General features: G+C 31.3%; 15 protein-coding genes. All 15 read left to right on the top strand.

The features are described 5' to 3' along the window. Nucleotides 1–683: IS3 family transposase (locus T384_RS0103635; RefSeq protein WP_027119888.1), on the top strand; the 683-nt coding region annotated here is incomplete at its 5' end. A gap of 112 nt (nt 684–795) precedes the next feature. Further along, entirely contained in the window at nt 796–1329 is a 534-nt protein-coding gene (locus T384_RS0103630; protein WP_027119887.1) for a DUF1600 domain-containing protein, read from the top strand. Nucleotides 1330–1486: 157 nt separating this feature from the next. Continuing rightward, nucleotides 1487–3322, top strand: a complete 1836-nt coding sequence (locus T384_RS0103625) for a hypothetical protein (RefSeq protein ID WP_027119886.1) — start codon at nt 1487–1489, stop codon at nt 3320–3322. Between the two features lie 176 nt (nt 3323–3498). Beyond that, the gene (gene lysS, locus T384_RS0103620; RefSeq protein ID WP_036499063.1) at nt 3499–4977 is read left to right on the top strand and encodes a lysine--tRNA ligase; all 1479 of its coding nucleotides are present in this window, start codon (nt 3499–3501) and stop codon (nt 4975–4977) included. Between the two features lie 3 nt (nt 4978–4980). Further along, complete coding sequence (locus T384_RS0103615; protein ID WP_027119884.1) at nt 4981–5958, top strand: hypothetical protein; 978 nt, start codon at nt 4981–4983, stop codon at nt 5956–5958. Further along, nucleotides 5958–7124: a UDP-galactopyranose mutase gene (glf, locus tag T384_RS0103610; protein WP_245595157.1), complete on the top strand. Its 1167-nt coding sequence runs from the start codon at nt 5958–5960 to the stop codon at nt 7122–7124. Before T384_RS0103615 ends, glf begins: the two co-directional genes overlap by 1 nt. Before the next feature lie 171 nt (nt 7125–7295). Further along, nucleotides 7296–8276, top strand: coding sequence for a phosphate acetyltransferase (gene pta / locus T384_RS0103605; RefSeq protein ID WP_027119882.1), 981 nt, complete (start codon nt 7296–7298; stop codon nt 8274–8276). Nucleotides 8277–8662: 386 nt separating this feature from the next. Continuing rightward, nucleotides 8663–9577, top strand: a complete 915-nt coding sequence (gene tsf, locus T384_RS0103600; protein WP_027119881.1) for a translation elongation factor Ts — start codon at nt 8663–8665, stop codon at nt 9575–9577. Between the two features lie 4 nt (nt 9578–9581). Then, nucleotides 9582–10307, top strand: a complete 726-nt coding sequence (gene pyrH, locus T384_RS0103595; protein ID WP_027119880.1) for a UMP kinase — start codon at nt 9582–9584, stop codon at nt 10305–10307. Nucleotides 10308–10318: 11 nt separating this feature from the next. Next, the gene (gene frr / locus T384_RS0103590) at nt 10319–10870 is read left to right on the top strand and encodes a ribosome recycling factor (RefSeq protein ID WP_027119879.1); all 552 of its coding nucleotides are present in this window, start codon (nt 10319–10321) and stop codon (nt 10868–10870) included. Nucleotides 10871–10879: 9 nt separating this feature from the next. Then, on the top strand, nt 10880–11584 hold the full coding sequence (gene uppS, locus T384_RS0103585) for a polyprenyl diphosphate synthase (protein WP_027119878.1): 705 nt from the start codon (nt 10880–10882) through the stop codon (nt 11582–11584). After that, on the top strand, nt 11550–12965 hold the full coding sequence (locus T384_RS07455; protein ID WP_211247130.1) for a phosphatidate cytidylyltransferase: 1416 nt from the start codon (nt 11550–11552) through the stop codon (nt 12963–12965). Before uppS ends, T384_RS07455 begins: the two co-directional genes overlap by 35 nt. A gap of 3 nt (nt 12966–12968) precedes the next feature. Then, complete coding sequence (locus T384_RS0103575) at nt 12969–14066, top strand: NAD-dependent epimerase/dehydratase family protein (protein ID WP_027119877.1); 1098 nt, start codon at nt 12969–12971, stop codon at nt 14064–14066. 1 nt (nt 14067) lies between these two features. Continuing rightward, nucleotides 14068–14865, top strand: coding sequence for a site-2 protease family protein (locus T384_RS0103570; RefSeq protein WP_052663491.1), 798 nt, complete (start codon nt 14068–14070; stop codon nt 14863–14865). Between the two features lie 4 nt (nt 14866–14869). Continuing rightward, nucleotides 14870–19171: a PolC-type DNA polymerase III gene (locus T384_RS06405; RefSeq protein WP_036499055.1), complete on the top strand. Its 4302-nt coding sequence runs from the start codon at nt 14870–14872 to the stop codon at nt 19169–19171. Nucleotides 19172–19317 lie beyond the last annotated feature (146 nt).

Genomic DNA, 19317 nt, shown 5'->3' with positions numbered 1-19317 from the left:
GGTATGGTGTTAGACGGGTTTGAGCTGAATTAAAAAATCAAGGAAAGAAAATTAATCATAAAAAAGTTCAAAGGTTAATGAACAAATTAGGGCTAAAAGCAAAAAGGAAAAAAAGAAAATATCATTCCTATGTTGGCCAAGTAGGAAAGATTGCTAAAAATTTGATTAATCGAAATTTTAAAACGAAAAAACCAAACAAAAAATGGTCGACTGATGTTTCCGAGTTTTCATGCCCTTTTGGCAAAGTATATCTAAGCCCTATTCTAGATATGCATTGTGGCGACATAGTTGCCTGAGATTTGTCATTGTCGCCAAATTTTGATCAAATAACCAGAATGTTAGATCAAGCTTTTAAAAAATTTCCAAACCTAAAAGGTCTTATTTTTCATAGCGATCAGGGGTGACAATATCAAATGAAAAATTATCGAAAACGTCTTAAAGAAAACGGGATTAAACAGTCAATGTCTAGAAAAGGTAATTGTTACGATAACTGTATCATTGAATCATTTTTTGGCATTATGAAAAATGAAATGTTCTATGGCCATGAACAAGAATTTAAAACATTTGCTAAATTCAAAAATGCTGTTGCTGAATATATGGACTATTACAACAATAAAAGAATAAAAAATAAAACAAAATGGATGCCTCCTTCTAGATTTAGAGAAACATCCGTTTCTGCATAATGTAAAATTATTAATTAGTCCAGGAAACTGGGTACATACCATAGTAGCTTTTTTTATTTGGTTTTTATTTTTTAATTCGACACATCGTTTTTTTAAATCCAATAACTTTTTAATGTGAATAATAGTCTATATTTTTATTACTTTTATTTTTTCTAATATCTATGCAATCATTCAAGCATCAGGATATTTTTCTGGAGTAAAAACTGCTAAAAGTGAAGTTGGTGGATTTTCATTAACTAATGTTATATATGTTCCTATTTCTCAGGCTAGTAATGATATTTTTGTTTCTACTAGTTATATTTTTTTACATATTATCAATCCTGTTCTTTTCATCACTTTTGGTTTTATTCAAATGTTTAAAAATTACAAGAAGTCACAGCGGATTTGTCTTTATTTTATGCTTTATGGGTTGATTTACCCTTTTATATATGTCATCTATTTGGTTTATATTCCTTGAGCTGGTTTTTTAGATAATGGTGCAGATTCGTATAGTGTCTATGGGATTTTGACACAAACAAAATACAACCGTTTTACTTGACTTTGATTTATTCCCTTGTGTTTAATATTTCCTATTTGTGGTGAAATTATTTGAGTAATTAATAAAATAAGTAAGAAAATATTTGAAAAATCGAAGTCTAACAATTAAAATTTTTGAATGTATTTTTGTGTTTTATTTGTTCACGATTTTTTAATTTTTTAACCGCCTTTTATATATAATGTTTAAGTTAGGTATTGCTCAATATGAACAATACCTTTTTTTATGACGATTAAATAAATCAAAAATTGCTTTGAGGAAACCCAAAATGAAAAATAAATTTTTTAAATTTAAACTAGTATTGTTTGCACTTGGATCGCTTGCAGCGAGTTCAAGCATCCTTAGTGCGTGCTCTCAAGCTGTTAACGATACTGAAAAAGATAACAGTCAACTAGCCCAACAAATCGCTAATGAAGTACATAACGCAAGCTTTGAAAACCCAAATAATATCACAACCAGAACATTTAAATTTAATTTAGAAAGTCATGACGAAAAAACTATTTCTCGTTTGACTTTAAAGAATCGTAATGATCAAAAAATAATTATCCCACAAAGCCTAAGTGTTCGTTATTCTGTCAAAATAAATGATGATAACAATTCAGTAGTTTTAACTGTTTATTTTAAAAATGGAACTACTTCTGAAGTTAGTACAAAAGAGATTATTATTACAGGTTTTCAAAACGATAAAGCGAATAACACTGATCAACCCGTTTCTTTGTCAAACGATATAGATCAAGTTTTTAAAAATATTTCTCAAATTAATTTTAAGAATATTGACGGTTTGACTTTGAACGAATTCAAACTTCGAAGTAAGGAACTTGTTAAGAATATTAATAATTTTGAGCTTTTAAATTTATCGGGACAGATTAGTAAATTACCGCAAGGGATTTCAGTTTCATATAGTGATATCAGTTTTGATACAAATAATAAAGTTATGATTACTGTGACTTTATCTAAATCATTTGCGGACTTTAAATCTCAGTCGTTTTTATTAATATCTGCTTTTAAAGAAGAAATTCAAAACACACCTCATAGCTATCGAATTCAACCCGGACTAATTGAGTGAAATAGCTCTGTTCTTTTTGATGACTTACAGACCTTAAGCAGCGTTAAGACTTGAACATTAACAGACTTAAAAAAATATGTTAAGTTTGTTCCATTACTTTTGCAAAATGGTTCTACCACTATTAAAGAGGTACCAAGCGGTATTAGAATTGTATCTGAAGGGAAATTAATTTTTGATTTTGCTAATCCTAATATCTCAATTGTAGAACCTGTTGATTTAAACGCTTTAAATTTTCCCAAGACAAATGAATATGCTAAATATGTACTCGACAATAAATTAAATATCGACCAAACTGAATTTCAAAAATTTTACCCTTCTGCTTTGCAATCCAAAATTGCACTTCGTCAAAATGAAGGAGCGGCAGAAGGACAAAATATCACTTTTGGTTTGAGTTTAACTGATCAAAAATATAGTGCGTACGATGGGTTTAATTTGATTCCAGTTGTGGAAACGATGGAAATTTTATCGGCTAATAGTGCTAAATTAACTTTGAGTTTATTTAACCGGGATTACGAAGCAAACCAAGCTATAGGAAAACTTGAATATTATGGTAAGCGAGAAATTGAAATTGATAACATGCTTACGCCAAATCCAAAAAACTTTGATATTTTTGTATTGCCTAAAAGAAGTATTTATCAAGGCCTTAAATCTAATTTAAATGATCTTAATAAGCAAAAACAAATTCTTGATAATTTTTTACGACGCCGAATAAATTTTCAAATTATTGATAGTGCAACTTCCCTCATTGAAGAGCAATTAATCGACAGTCATAAGGGGGTTAACTTCATTTGAATAAAAGGAGAAAATTTTTCAAATCAAATAAATTTATCCAGACCCATTAGTTTGGATGAAAATAGTTCTAATTTCATCCCAAAATTCTCTGCTTTTTATCATGATGTGATTAGTGTTTCTCAAAAACAAAATGAGGGCGGAATGCCATTTGAAGTAAATGTGAGAATATCGTTAGATTTCAATGACGGTCAACCTGCTCACGATTTCACTCTAACACTTAGAATTAGAGACTCTGTGTCAAGCTAATTTGATTTAACAATAGGTTGTAGAATTTCAATTTGTTTATTTTTTATGAATTTAATTTTTAAATCACAAGAAAAATTTATTTTCCTTGGTTTAGACTTGTAATAGTTTGGTATCATATTTATACTTATATAACTTATGTTTATCATATATAGTTTTATATAAATATGGAGTCGATAATGAATAATCAAAAACTTAACGATCAAGAGCAAGTCCGTTTATCTAAATTAGAAGCTTTACAAAAGCAAAAGATGAACCCATACGAAATTACTAAAGTGAACCGAACGCATACAACAGCAACGTTTAAAAAAGAATTTGAGTCGGGAACTAAAGAAAGTTTACATGAATGCACAACTAAAGTTGTGTTAGCTGGTCGGATTGTTGGTATCCGCAGAACATTTATGGTTTTGCATGATTTTTTTGGTCGGATACAACTTTATTTAAATAAAAATAACCACCCAGAAGTTTTTCAATATTTTAATGATTATTTAGATCTTGGAGATGTTGTTCATGTCGAAGGAACGCCAATGAAAACAAATACAGGTGAATTAACTTTGAACGTGAATAAATTAGTAATCGTTAGTAAATCACTAAAAACGCCTCCAGAAAAATTTCATGGGATCGTAGACGAAGAAGATCGAGCTCGTAAGCGATACTTAGATTTAGTTTATAATGAGTCTTCAATGGAAGCTTTTAAATTACGGACTCGAATTATTTCTTTGATGCGTTCTTATTTAGATGAACAAGGTTTTTACGAAGTTGAAACTCCGGTGTTGCAACCTATTTTAGGTGGCGCTAATGCTAAACCTTTTATCACTAAATATAATGCTTTAAAACAAAATTTTTATTTACGAATTGCGACAGAAATTCCGCTTAAAAAATTAATTGTTGGTGGATTTGAAAAAGTTTATGAAATTGGAAGAATCTTTCGTAATGAAGGAATGGATGCTACACACAACCCTGAATTTACAAGTATCGAATTATATGTCGCTTACGGTAATATGCAAACAGTAATGGATATTACTGAAAACGTAATTCGCTTTATCGCCCAAAAAATTAATAAATTACAAATTACAGCACATGATAAAGTGATTGATTTATCTAAGCCTTTTAAAAAGGCTAGTATGGTTGACTTAATTAAAGAAGCTACAGGGATTGACTTTAAAAAAGTTAAAGATACTAATGAAGCAATTGCTTTGGCTAAAAAACATAATGTTGAATTTGAAAAACACCAAGAATCTTATGGCCATATTGTTAGTTTATTCTTTGAAAAATTCTGTGAGGATAAACTTTTCGAGCCAACTTTTGTTACCGGACACCCTGTAGATGTTTCACCGTTATCAAAATTAGACTACAGTGATCCGCGATTTACTGAACGGTTTGAATTATTTATCAATGGAAAAGAATTTGCAAATGCCTTTAGTGAATTAAATGATCCGATTGATCAACGCAACCGATTTGAAGCGCAAGTATTAGAAAAACAAAAAGGAAACAGTGAGGCTGTGGAAGTTGATTATGACTTTTTAGAAGCTTTAGAATATGCTTTACCTCCTACAGGTGGGCTAGGTATAGGAATTGACCGTTTGGTTATGTTATTTTGCGAAAAATCATCAATTCGAGACGTTCTATTATTTCCCCAAATGAAGTCTTTAAAATAATTTATGGCTATTTTTAGTAATGAATATAAACCAAAGATTGATCGTAAAAGCACAAACCAATACGTTGGTAAATTTATTCATAATCTAATTAATCATTTAACTTATAAATTTAAATTGACAATGTGTGTTCCACCGCTGTTTTCTAACGGTCAACATCCATTATTAGTTAATGATAAAGCTCGTTGAATTGATTTTGATAATTCAGCTAGTAACCAAGTTTTTCAAATGCTAGATGCTGTGGACAAATGAATGTATTTATATTTGCGCCAAACTGGTGTGAATTTAAATCATGGGGTCTTTGCTTTAACCAATCAAATTGCCCGTGATGCAAATGTGGAAAAACAACAATTGATTCAAATTCCAAGAATTACATTGAATGTCTCAATCGCGCGAGTTAACTATAGTGAAGATTATTTAAAACAAATTGCAGATGAAGTTTCTCTTTGTTTAAGTGAAGTGATTAACTTTACTCAAGTTAACCAAATTCATTTTATGAAAGATTTAACTAAGTACCAAAGCGCTAACGCTTTGGACTTGACCAAACGTTATAAAACTTTTACTTTTTCGGATTTATTGGTTACCCAGACACAACAACAGCCTTTATTAATGACTGAATTTGGTTTGATTACTAAATGAAATGAAGTTCAATCAGGTTATCAAGATTTATTTATCAGTAAAAAATTATCTGGGGTGTATTTTGTATATACACCTGTTTTGAATCAGGCTGTTGAAATATTTAGTTTAGGAATGCAACCAACTTACGAAGAAATGGTTAATCAAACTACAGATTTAGAATCATACTATTTGAAATGTTTAAGTGACGTTAAGCAAAATGCTGAATGGTCTTATATTGTTCACATTAATTTAGCTAACCTTTTATTATGAATTTTAAACAAGCATCATTACTGTGAGATTTTTAGTGGTGCGTGACCACAAAGCGTTCATGAATCAGCTTTAAAAGAGAAGTGAGATATTTTATAGTGAAAAAATTAGAAGCAATCGTTATTGGGGCAGGTATATCTGGTGCCAGTCTTGCTAATGTTTTAGCAAATAAAGGTTATCAAGTGACTGTGTATGAAAAAACTAACCGGGTTGGCGGGAATTGTTTTGATTTATATTCTCAAGACAAAATTCTGTACCATCAATATGGGCCACATATTTTTCATACTGAAAAATCGCATGTAATTGACTTCATTAAGCAATTTGCTAAATTTAACGGTTATATTAACAAGGTTGGATTAGTTGTTAATAACAAACATTTACAATTACCTTTTAATTTTTTGCAAATTAAGAAGTTTGATCCAATTAATGCTGATGCAATTATTAAACTTCTGAAAAAGAGTTTTCCTAAGCAAAAAAAAGTATCTATTTTAGAACTTAAAAAAATTACTCATTTTGAACCATTAAATAAGTTAGTTGATTGGTTGTATGAAAATGTTTATGCTTCATATACTGCCAAGATGTGAGGCTTAAAAATTTCTGAAATTGACCCGAATGTAATTGCTCGGGTTGGTATTAGTTTATCTGAAAACGAAAGTTATTTTCCAACTGCAAAGCTTCAAGGGTTGCCAATTGGTGGCTACACAAAAATGATTGAAAAAATGCTTAATCACAAAAACATTAAAGTCATTTTGGATACAGATGGATTATCTTTTTTAAAACTTGAAAAAAATAATACTTATTGGAATAACGTCCCAACTAAAATGCCTATTATTTATTGTGGGCCAATTGAAGCACTGGGCAACTATCGTTTTGGATATTTACCTTATCGTAGTCTAAAGTTTGTGTTTAAAACTTATAAACAAAGTCAGTTTCAAAAATTTCCAATTATTAATTATCCGCTGCATAAATCCAAAACTAGGGATGTGGAATATAAACAAATGACGTTACAAACCAAAGCTCATAGAACCGTTATTTCTAAAGAATATCCTGGTCAATTTAACCCTAACAGTCAAGACTTTAATACCCCATATTATCCTATTGCAAATAAAGTAAATTTAGATTTATATGGGCAATACTTAAAGTTAGTTAAAAACTATAAAAATTTATTTTTGCTCGGTCGCTTAGCAGAATACAAGTATTATGATATGGATGCAGCAATCGATAGTGCTTTGCAATTAGGTCAAATAATTGTTTCAAAAAAGTAGTTTATTTAACATTTTTTTAAGAGCGATGATAATACTTTTAGTGTAAGTTCATACTTAATGCGTGAACTTTAGTTTGATTGTTATATAATTTTCGTGTTACATCAGGTTTGCTTTATTTAGATTTGTTTAACAATAAACAAGGCTGCAAAACCGTATTTTGAAGGAGATGTCATGAGCGCCATCATTGAAAATTTGAAAATTAAAATTAAAGAATCTAAAAAAGTTCCTAAAATTTTATTTGTTGAAGGTTGATCTAAGTTTGTTCAATCTGCAGTTATGCAATTGTCTGAAGAAAAAATTATTAAACCTATTTTGTTATTTCGAGATAAATCAGAAATCCCCGCTTCTTTACCACCAAATATCGTTCGGATCATTGTTAACACTTTAGATTTAGTTAAATATGCTAAAGAATTATATGAACTTCGAAAAGCTAAAGGGATGACTTTACCTGTTGCCTTAGAAGAAGTTAAAAAACCTAATGTGTTAGCAGCAATGCTAGTTAAACTGGGCGAAGTTGATGGGGAAGTATGTGGTAAAGAATATGCGACTAAAGACACCCTAAAACCGGCCCTTCAAATTATCAAAACAGATAAACAAAGTAAGATTGTTTCTAGTGCTTTTGCAATGGATAATGGTCACGAAAAATTAGTATTTGCAGACTGTGCAATTAATTTAAACCCGACAGCAGAAGAACTTGCAGAAATAACCATTTCAGCTGTGAAATTTGCCCGCGAAGTTTTGAACTTCAAAGATATTAATTGTGCAATGCTAAGCTATTCTACTTATGGATCAGGTCAGGGTGAATCCGTAGATAAAGTTAAAAAGGCATATGAAATTGTTAACCAGGCGCATTTACCTGCAGGAGTTAGCATTGCTGGAGAAATGCAATTCGATGCAGCTTATGTAGAAGCTATTCGCAATCAAAAGGCTCCTAAATTACATTGGGAAAGTGGCGCAAACGTTTTTGTATTCCCTAACATCGATGCTGGTAATATAGGATATAAGATTGCTCAACGTTTGGGTGGTTATGAAGCGATTGGTCCTATTCTTTTAGGATTGGCTAAACCAGTTAACGATTTATCACGAGGAGCTTCAGTTCAAGAAATTGCTGATGTTGGAATTATCACAGCCTCACAAGCAATTGCTCAATAATATAACCGGTATTTAAAGATTAATTAATGTGCTGTTTTTGACAGCACATTTTTTGTTATTTTTCGTTTTACATATTTAAAAATTTCTTTTTTACATATACATGTGTGTGCATTAACAAATGCGATTTGTATAAAAGTAAATCAAGTGACGTAACAGAAGCTGATATTTATTATTTTTTATCTTTATTTACTATCAGACTTTGATTTGTTTTTTAAGTTACAGAGATTTTAATTTTGTTTAAATAAAGGTGCTGTTTTTAAGTATTTATCTGTCTATATAGATAATTTATTTAGTTTCTTGTAACCCGATACCTTTAACGTCTTAATAGATAAAAAAATTGTTATAATTGATGCGATACAAATAACGATATAGAATTTTAGGTAATTATGTCAAACCAAAGTGAATTAATTAAGCAACTACGAGCAAGCACACAAGCGGGCTTTATGGATTGCAAAAAAGCATTAGATGCTTGCAATAATGATTTAGAAGCAGCAGTTAAATGATTGCGTGAAAACGGAATTGCTAAAGCTGCTAAAAAAGTTGATAATGTGGCTGCTGAAGGAATCATTAGTTTACATGTTGAAGGGAATAAAGGATTATTATTAGAGGTTAATTCCCAAACTGATTTTGTAACTAAAAATGATAAATTTTTAGCGTTTATTAATGAACTTACAAAAGCAATTTTTATGGGGGATTTCAAAACTCTAGATGAAGCTAAAAATGCGAAACTTGCTTCAGGGAAAACTGTCACCGAACAAGAAATTGAATTGACTGCTACCATTGGTGAAAAAATTTCTTTGCGGCGATTTGCTTTCGTAACTGCTAAAGCAGATGAAGTTATTGGGTCGTATTTGCATGCCAACAAAAGAATTGGTGTTTTATTAGCATTGAAACAAACAGATACTGAAACAAGTAAACATTTAGCAATGCATGTAGCGGCTAGTAATCCCAAATTTATTAGTGAACAACACGTAGATAAAAAATGGTTGGATGGTGAAAAAGAAGTTATTTTAGCTCAAGTTGAAGGCGATGAAACAGTTGCTGAAAAATTAAAAAAAGTCAATGATGAAACTAAAAAAGCTGACTTGAAAAACAAAATTATTGAGGGACGCATCCATAAGTTATTAGCTGAATCATGTTTAGATTCTCAAGTTTATTTAATTGACTCTACAAAAAAAGTAGGTCAGTTCTTAAAAGAAAAATCTTTGACTGTAAATGAAATGATTCGTTATGAAGTTGGCGAAGGAATCGAAAAGAAAGTTACGGATTTCGCTGAAGAAGTTCGTTCACAAATGAAGTAATTCAATGGCTACTTTAAAAAATAAGAAGCCACGAATTCTGATTAAAATTAGTGGTGGTTCACTTCAAGCAACAGATTCAACTAATCCGTTTAATTTACCCCGGGTTTTAGAAATCTGTGAGCAAATTAAAACTTTATCGAAAAAATATGAAATTGGAATTGTTGTTGGCGGTGGAAACATTTGACGTGGTCGTATCGCTAATGATATCAAGATGGATCAAAGACGAGCCGATTATGTTGGAATGGTAGCTACGATTATTAATGCTTCACTTCTTGAAGCTCAATTAGATGCCATTGGAGTTAAAGCTTGCGTTTTATCAGCAATTGATTGTCCACATTTAACTAGAATCATTACTGTAGATAACATTGATGAATCATTTAATGCTGGCAATATTGTAATTTTTGCTGGTGGAATTGGATCTCCTTATTTTACAACAGATACAGGCGCAGCGTTGCGTGCTATTGAAATTGGTGCAAAAACAATTTTAGTTGGTAAAGAAGGTGTTGATGGCGTTTATAGCAGCGACCCCAACAAAGATAAAAAGGCTAAATTTTATGATACTTTAACATATGAAAAGGCTATTACTGATGAGTTAACCATTATGGATTTAACTTCATTTACAATGTGCCGCGAAAATGATATTAAATTAATCATCTTTAATATAGACGCCCCCCAAGCCTTAGTAAAGGCGCTAGATGGCAAGATTAAACGAACCATCGTTACTAAATAAGGAAACCTTTTATGGATTTGAAAACATATCAAAACTTTTTTGAAACAGCAGCAAATAAAAAAATTGATTGATTACATACAGAATTATCAAAAATTCGTTCAGGACGGGCAAATTTGAAAATGCTTGATGGAATTCGAGTTGAATACTATGGCGAAATGACGCCATTAAACCAAATGGCTCAAATTCAAATTCCTGAACCTCGGGAACTTTTAATCAAACCATTTGATCCTTCGACTGTTGGAATGATTCAAGGTGCATTATCAAAATCGGATTTAAATTTAAATCCGACTGTTGATGGTGACAAGATTAGAATTAAATTACCTCAACTGACATCTGAAACCCGTCAAGAATATGTAAAGAAAACTAAGCAAATAGGCGAAAAAACCCGCCAAGAACTTCGGATGATTAGACGCGATACATTACAAAAGATTAAAAGCGATAAACATGCAGATGAAGATTTTGAGAAATTCTTAGAAGGTGAAGTTGAAAAATTTGTTAAAAAATTCAATAGTGAAGTTGATGCGATATTAGCCGCTAAAGAAAAAGATTTAACTACTCTCTAGTTTTTATAAATGAGTGATTCCATAACTAACTTACCAACACATCTTGCTTTTATTATGGACGGGAATGGACGTTGGGCTAAAAAATTAAATAAAACACGTACTTATGGGCACCGCGAAGGTGCTGAGCGTTTAAAAGATATTATTAAAGCAACTGTGCAAAAAAAGATTTCTTATGTTTCTTTTTTTGCCTTTGGTTTAGAAAACTGAAAAAGACCAACATCGGAAACGAATTTTATTTGAAATTTGGTTAAAGTTATTCTCACAAAAAAAGTCCTTAAATGGTTTCAAGATAATAATGTCCGATTTAAATGGATTGGGTTTCGTGAAGATTACAAAATTTCTCCAGAAATTAGTAAAATACTTAATGAAACCCAAACCTTTACAAAAAATTTTACTGGTACTACTGTTTGTTTAGTTATGAATTATAGTGGTGAGGCTGATATTTTACAAGTAGTAAAGAAATATGTATTAAACCCATCTTTAGAAGTGGATCAAAAAACTTTTTCTAGTCAATTATTAACAGCGGAAATTCCGGATGTTGATTTGCTTATTAGAACTAGTGGTGAACAACGGATTAGCAACTTTATGCTTTGACAAATACGTTATAGTGAGCTAATTTTTTCTGATGTATTATGACCTGATTTTAATGCTATTGAATTAGATAAATGTTTGGCTGAATATGCAAATCGGAACCGTCGTTTTGGCGGCTTATAAACAACATATGAATATTGAAAATTTTAAAAATATTGCAACTTTTCATCACAAAGTCAGAAGACCAAAATCGCGAACTGCGGTTTCTCTTGCTTTGCTTTTTTACATGATTTTAGTTTTGATGTTTAGTGGTCTTGGTGATGGTTTTAATCAATGGTCACCATGAAGTCCAACACCAATTCAAGGGTTTGGATTTGCAGGTCTTGTTCCAGAAACTTCAAACGCAACTTTATTTAATTTTTTTGATACTTACCGTAATGCTTCAATTCGTTTTGCAATGACATTTATTAGTATTTGCATGATTAGTGTTTTCGGCTTTTTTACTGCTAAAGAAACTTCTAATTTGATTTTTGCAAACTCCAAAAAAGCGTTGTACTCAATGTTTTTGACAATCTTTGTTGGGTATCTATTTACTTCGCTTTTTTACACCATTCCGTTATATTTTTACAACAGTAGTGATCTAATATTTGTCAACAATTCAAATGCAGATTTTTCTCATTTGGATCAAACTAATCAACTAAGTTTTAAGGCAAATTTTCAAGCTTTACGTGACACCTCACGAGACATTAATGCCGATTTCCAATTTGGAATTATTCATGTGTATGATGGCGAAAGTTTTGCTACATTCGGCTTGTGATTATCAATCATTATTCTGATTTTTTTAACTGTTGCTTTAGATGTTGGATTATTGTGATACTACCATTTATTTCAAAAGAAATATGTCTTGTCGTTGTTTGCCATTCATTTTTTATTTATGTTCGCTATTTTTGCAATTACTTATACAAGCATTATTCGCGGATGATCATCGTTATTATTACTTGCATTGATAGCTATTGGTACAGATAGTTTTGCATATATTTTTGGAAAACGCTTTGGAAAGCATAAAATGATTCCCCACATTAGTCCTAATAAAACTTGAGGTGGAGCAATTTATGGGGTCTTAACGACTGCTGTGATTATTATTTTTATCATCGCCTTGTATGGAATTAATTCTTACCCGGGAATTTATGAGTCCAAAAATTTTACTGAAGCTCGTAATTATCCGCAATTATATGATAAACACAATATGATTACTAACGTTTTTGTCATCACCTTTATTTTTGGAGGAACAACGTTTCAAACTTACTGATGATTAGCAACGATTATGATTGTTGTCGCATCTTGCATCATTTGTATTATGGGTGATTTATTATTTAGTTATATTAAACGTTGCCACAAAATTAAAGATTTTGGAAATTCGTTAGGATCTCACGGTGGAATTTTGGATCGTTTTGATTCCACAGCTTTATTGTTTAGCGTGTTTATGATTTATATTATCATCATGGTTTTAGTTTCTGGAAGACCGATTTTTAACCCCAATTTTTATGTCTCAACAGTAGGTTAGTTTATGAAAATAGTGATTTGTGGTGCAACCGGAAATATCGGTCAACAAGCAATTGATGTTTCTCAACGTTTGGGACACCAAATTGTTGGTATTACTTTTAATAAACAAGTTAATGAAGGAAAAAAAATTGTTAAACAGTTAAAAATTCCCTATTTTTTATGTCATAGCGATTTGGCTCAAGGAAACACAAAAGAATTTAACGAACTATTGACTAAAGCTAAACCTAATCTTGTAGTAAATGCTGTTGTTGGAACAGCTGGTCTAAGTTTAAGCATCCAAACTATTAAAGCTCGAATTGATTTGGGATTAGCAAATAAAGAATCTTTAGTAGTCGGGGGTTGATGATTGATGCAATTAGCCCAAAAACAAAATGTCAAAATCTATCCAATCGATAGTGAACATGCAGCATTATACGAATTACTAATGAATCAAAAAAATAGTCAAATTAAACAATTAATGGTGACTGCTAGTGGTGGTCCTTTTTGGGATTGGTCCAAAACTAAATTAAAAAATGTAACCGTAAAACAAGCGACTGATCATCCAACCTGAAGTATGGGTGCTAAAATTTCAATTGACAGTGCGACAATGGTTAATAAAGCATTTGAACTCATCGAAGCATTTCATTTATTTAAAATTAAAGACGTTGTCGCTTACCGGCACAAACAATCGATAATTCATGCCGGTGTGCAACTAAAAAGTAATGTCTGATTATTTCATGCTGCATTTCCTGATATGCGTTTGCCTATTGGGTTGTGTTTAGAACGCTATAAAACTGCCAAAGCAATTATTAAGCCATTAGAATTAAAAGATTTAACTTTTAGTTTTGAAACAATTAAAATTAGTGATTATCCCGTGATTAAAATTGCTTATGATATTATTGCTAAACCAAAAACATCACGCGGTGTAGTTTTTAATGTTGTAAATGATTTCGCTTCTGAATTATTTCAAAAAGGTCTAATTCGTTTTGATCAAATTATTGATTTAATCAACAATTTTTATTGAAAGTATAATCATAAGAAAATAGAGACCATCGTTGGTGTTCTGGCACTGATTAATAAATTACAAATAAATTTGCAAACAAATTGAAAGGAATATCTCTAAAGTGAATGCGCTAAACATTGTTCAAATCGTTTTTATGGTGATTTTTGGAATCATTGTTGTTTTAACAATTCATGAATTTGGGCATTTTGTTTTTGCTAAGCTTTTTCGCGTTAATGTTAAAGAATTTTCAATTGGTTTTGGTCCGGTTCTTTTTAAGACTTTTACCAAACGAGCGAATATGCAAATCTCATTGCGCTTGTTACCATTTGGGGCATATGTTTTAATGGATAGTGCTTCAATTCGAAAAGCTTATTTAGATGATCCTAATGCAAAAAAATATAACTTTTATTTAAGAGCTAGACCACACAAAACTAAACTGTTAGAGCAAGTTAATTATTGAAAACAAATGATTATTATGTTTGGCGGAATTTTATTTAACTTTTTGGCTTTTGCGATTTTCTTGGGAGTAGTGAAAGCAGTCCAACCTAATGTATTTTTACAAATTTCACTTTTTGTGAAAAACTTATTTGTTTCAATTGGACAATCTTTTGTTTTATATAGTTTATGGCCTCGTGAAGCTGTTGCTGGGGCTGGAAATGATATCCCACCTTCGGTATTTACTCAACGTCCTGATGCTTTTTTACTGCTTAGTTCTTTGCTTTCGATCAATCTCGCAACCGGAATCGTTAATTTTATTCCTATTGCTCCATTAGATGGATGAAAAATTATGCAATTAACATATGAAAAAATCTCAAGAAAGCCATTACCAGAAAAACTCTTGGTTGTCTTATCAATCATTGGTCTAATTGTCGTTTTTTGAATTACAATAGGAAGCATTATTAACCAAATAGTTCGGTAGGATCATGCTTAAAAAAATTAGTAAGTTTTTACTTGATTATCATCTTGTAAATGAAGAAACTTTATATCAAATGGAAGATGCCGTTTCACAAGCATCTCCCATTTTATCCAAAGATAAAAAGGAGGTTATCCTTTCTTTTGTTTTAGGTAAAAGCTTGGCTCCACAAGCTTATTTTTTCGCTATTAATCAGGCTAAAAAAGTAAATGATTTAAAAGTTGATTTTAAATTTCAAATCGAGAATCAAAGTTTCAATGAAAATGATGTCTTAGATTATTTAAGTTTTTATTTTGAAAAAGTTTTGAAAAATCAGGGAGTTTTATTAAAAATATTTCAACGGGTTAATTTTTGTTTCCTTGTAGATAACAAAATTCATTTAAAATTTAATAATACTTTAGAAAAAGATTTATTTGAGCCTTACGTTGATACTTTGCAAAAAGTTTTTCATAGTGCAGGTTTTTTAGGTGTTAGCATTATTTGCGATGTTTCGATGCAAACCGCTGAAATTGAACTCCACCGTCAACAAAAGCAAAAAGAATTAGCAAAAAAAGATTTCAAAGAAGCAAAAGCTCAAATAGAAAATCAATTACATATCTTAAATAAAATTACTTCAAATACAATTACCAAAATTGAAAATATCATTACCGAAGAAAATAAGGTAATTATTTATGGGCAAATTTTTGATATCGTTAAAATTAATGGTAAAAAACAAAAAATTTATGAATTTGCAGTTACCGACTATACAGACTCATTATGATTTACTATTTTTCCTAAAGAAAATTCGAATATCACTTTAGCATATGCAAATTCATTTAAAATTGGGGACTGAGTGAAATTAGAAGCTAGTGTTAGCAATAATAAATATCGTCGTAACGAATTAACCGGAATTGTTAAAAAAATAATTCCAAACCAACCACCTGCATGGTTTGTTCGAAAAGATGAATTTGAAAAGAAAAGAATCGAATTTTCTTTCCACTCTAAGATGACAGCATTTGATGGAATTTGTGACGCATCTGAATATGCTAAATTTCTTGATGATATGGGATATTCGTATGGCGCGTTGACTGATACCTCTAGTGTTCAAGCATATCCTGAAATCCATAAAAAAATTAGAAAATCGCATATTTTGTATGGTTTAGATTGTGAAATTATACCTGATGAAATTAAAATCGTAGTAAATGCAAATGAAGCTAACATGGAAGATGCAACATATGTTATTTTAGATTTGGAAACTACAGGTTTATATCCAGCATATGATGAAATTATTGAGTTTGGTGCTGTAAAAGTTCAAAATAATCGAATTATCGATCGTATAGATTTTTTTATCAAACCAAAAAAACCAATTCCTGATCGTATTTCAACTTTTACAAAAATTACAAATGATTTAGTTGCTGATGCAGTTGATATTAAAGCAGCATTAAAGAAAATTGTTGAATGAGTCGGTGATAGCATTTTAGTTGCTCACAATGGAATAGAGTTTGACTTTAAATTTATTCAAACAAAATTATTTCAAAACAAAATGCCCTTGTTGTCCAATGTTATGTTGGATACTTTACGACTATCTTGAGCAATTAATCCAGAATTTGCATCGCATTCACAAGGGAATATTGCTAGAAAGTATTACATTAATTACAATGAAGAAGAAGCACATCGAGCCGATGCTGATGCTGAAGTCTTAAAGGACATTTATTTTGAAATGAATCGAAGAATTCAAGCGAGTAAAATAATAACTTTTAATGATTTGAATAAACAACTACAAAATTATTCATTAAAGAAACATTATCGCGGGGCTAAAAGCATTATTTATGCTAAAAATCAGTCAGGGATAAAAGCCATTTACAATCTGGTTTCAAAAAGTTTAACTACTGGCTTTTATGATAAAGCTAAAATTACAGAACACGAGCTTGAAATTTATCGTAAAGATTTATTAGTTACATCTAGTCCAGGAGAAGGTCTAGTGTTAAACACTGCTTTAACATCTCATGATAATCATCTTGAAAACGTTATTAAAAAATACGATTTCATTTTGGTAGTTCCACCAAATTGATCTACACATCTCGTTCAACGTGAACAAATTAGTTTGAAACAACTTGAAGACGCCACTAAACGAATTATTGCTTTATCAAAAGACCGTTTAACAATTGCTAGTAGTGATGCTTATTATTTACATCCTTGACAACACGAATACCACCACATGCTTTTGTATGTGAAAGCTCTTGGTGGAAAACGACACCGCTTTTATCGTCACCGGGAACTTCAACAGTTTGGACCAATTGCTCACTACCGAACGACTCAAGAAATGTTACATGATTTCCGGTTTTTAAAAGACGAGCAATTGATTCAAGATGTCGTAATTAACAACGCTTATCTTTTAATAAATCAATTTTCTGAGAACAAATTACAACCTGTCAAAAATGGTTTACACACACCTAAAATTGCTAATGCAGATGAAAATCTTGAATCTCTTGCATGAAAAACTGCTGAAAAATGATATGGTAAAAATATTCCAAATTTAATCAAAGAACGTATCAGTTATGAGCTAGAATCCATTTTAGGAAATGGTTATGGAATTGTATATTGAATTGCCCACTTATTAGTTACTAAATCAAATGCAGAAGGATATCTTGTTGGTAGCCGTGGATCGGTTGGGTCTTCATTAATTGCAACATTAACCGGAATTTCCGAAATTAACCCCTTGCCTCCACATTATTGGTGTGCTAAATGTCAACGAGTAGTATTTAAAGAAGATGTCGATGACGGTTTTGATTTACCTGATACATTATGCGAGTGTGGAGCAATGATGAGCGGTGAAGGTCATAATATACCATTTGCTACTTTTATGGGGTTTGCTGGGAATAAAGTACCAGATATTGATTTAAATTTCTCTGGTGAATATCAACCGCATGCACACAACCACATTCGTGAATTATTTGGGGAAGACCATACATTAAGAGCTGGTACAATTGCGACTGTCGCCGATAAAACAGCCTTTGGATATGTCCGTGCTTTTTTTGAAGAAACCGGAAGAATTGAAATTGTCAAAAATGCCGAATTAAATCGTTATGCTAAAAATTTAACTGGGATCAAACGGACTACGGGTCAGCACCCTGGCGGGATTATGGTATTTCCCAAAGACAGTGAGTTTACTGATTTTACACCCTATAATTACCCTGCTGATGACACCAAAAGTGATTGAAAAACAACCCATTTCGCTTTCGAATATTTACATGACAATTTATTAAAACTGGATATCCTTGGGCATGATGATCCAACAATGTTAAGAATGCTAAGAGATATTACAGGAATTGATCCAATTAAAATTCCGCATCATGATCCTGCAGTAATGAATTTATTTGTTGGCTTAGATAGCTTGAAAATCTCTTCAGAAGCCTTATTAGGAGAAAAAACCGGGGCAATTGGAATCCCAGAATTTGGGACCGAATTTGTTCGCAGAATGTTGAACGATACAAAGCCTCAATCATTTGCTGATCTGATTCGTATTTCGGGATTGTCTCATGGAATTAACGTCTGAATTAATAATGCTCAAGAGCTTATTAAATCAGGTTTGACACTACGACAAGTTATCACTTGCCGGGATGACATTATGGTTTACTTAAGTAAACTTGGTGTTAGCAATAAAGATTCTTTTGAAATAATGGAAAGTGTTCGTAAGGGTAAAGGTCTTACTCCGTCCATGATCACTATCATGAACGAAAAGAAAATTCCATCATGGTACATCCAATCATGTCAACAAATTGAATATATGTTTCCTAAAGCCCATGCTGCAGCGTACGTTTTAATGGCCTGAAGAATTGCTTGATATAAGATTCATCATCCACTTGAATACTACGCTACTTTGTTTTCGATTAAATTAACTGAACACGATATTGCTACTTGTGTTCAAGGCAAAGAAGCGATCCGTCAAGCTCTACATAATATCCGTTCGCGATTAGCAGATAAAAAAACAGCTAGTGAAGTTAAGACAAAAGAAATCGATTTGATTGTTACTTATGAAGCTTATTTAGAAATGCGTGCACGTGGATTTGAAATGTCTGCCATTTCTCTTGAACATTCATACGCGACTAAATTTCGCGTTTTAGATAAAAAAATTATTCCACCGTTTACTACTGTTGCTGGCCTTGGGGATGTTGCTGCTGAGTCTATTATTAAAGCCCGGGATGAACGAATGTTTAGTTCAATTAAAGATCTTGCTGATCGAACTAAATTAACTAAAACTCACCTTGCTGAATTAATTGATAGTAAAGTGGTTTCTCATTTGCCAAGTGATGATCAGCTGAAGTTATTTTAATTGTTTGCTGATCTAAAACTGATATATCCACTTTTAAAATAATCATAAATCTAAAATTGGTATTACTTTTGCACTAACTTAAATTACATCAAAAGACTTTTTGGAAATTTTTTAAATGTAGTTAAAAACTTTCATTTTTGATAATA

Origin of the sequence: Mycoplasma testudinis ATCC 43263, from assembly GCF_000687795.1 — a bacterium.
GTDB lineage: Bacteria > Bacillota_I > Bacilli_A > Mycoplasmatales > Mycoplasmoidaceae > Mycoplasmoides > Mycoplasmoides testudinis.
Note: the sequence above shows the minus strand (reverse complement) of the source record. Positions and strands in the feature narration are given on the sequence as shown.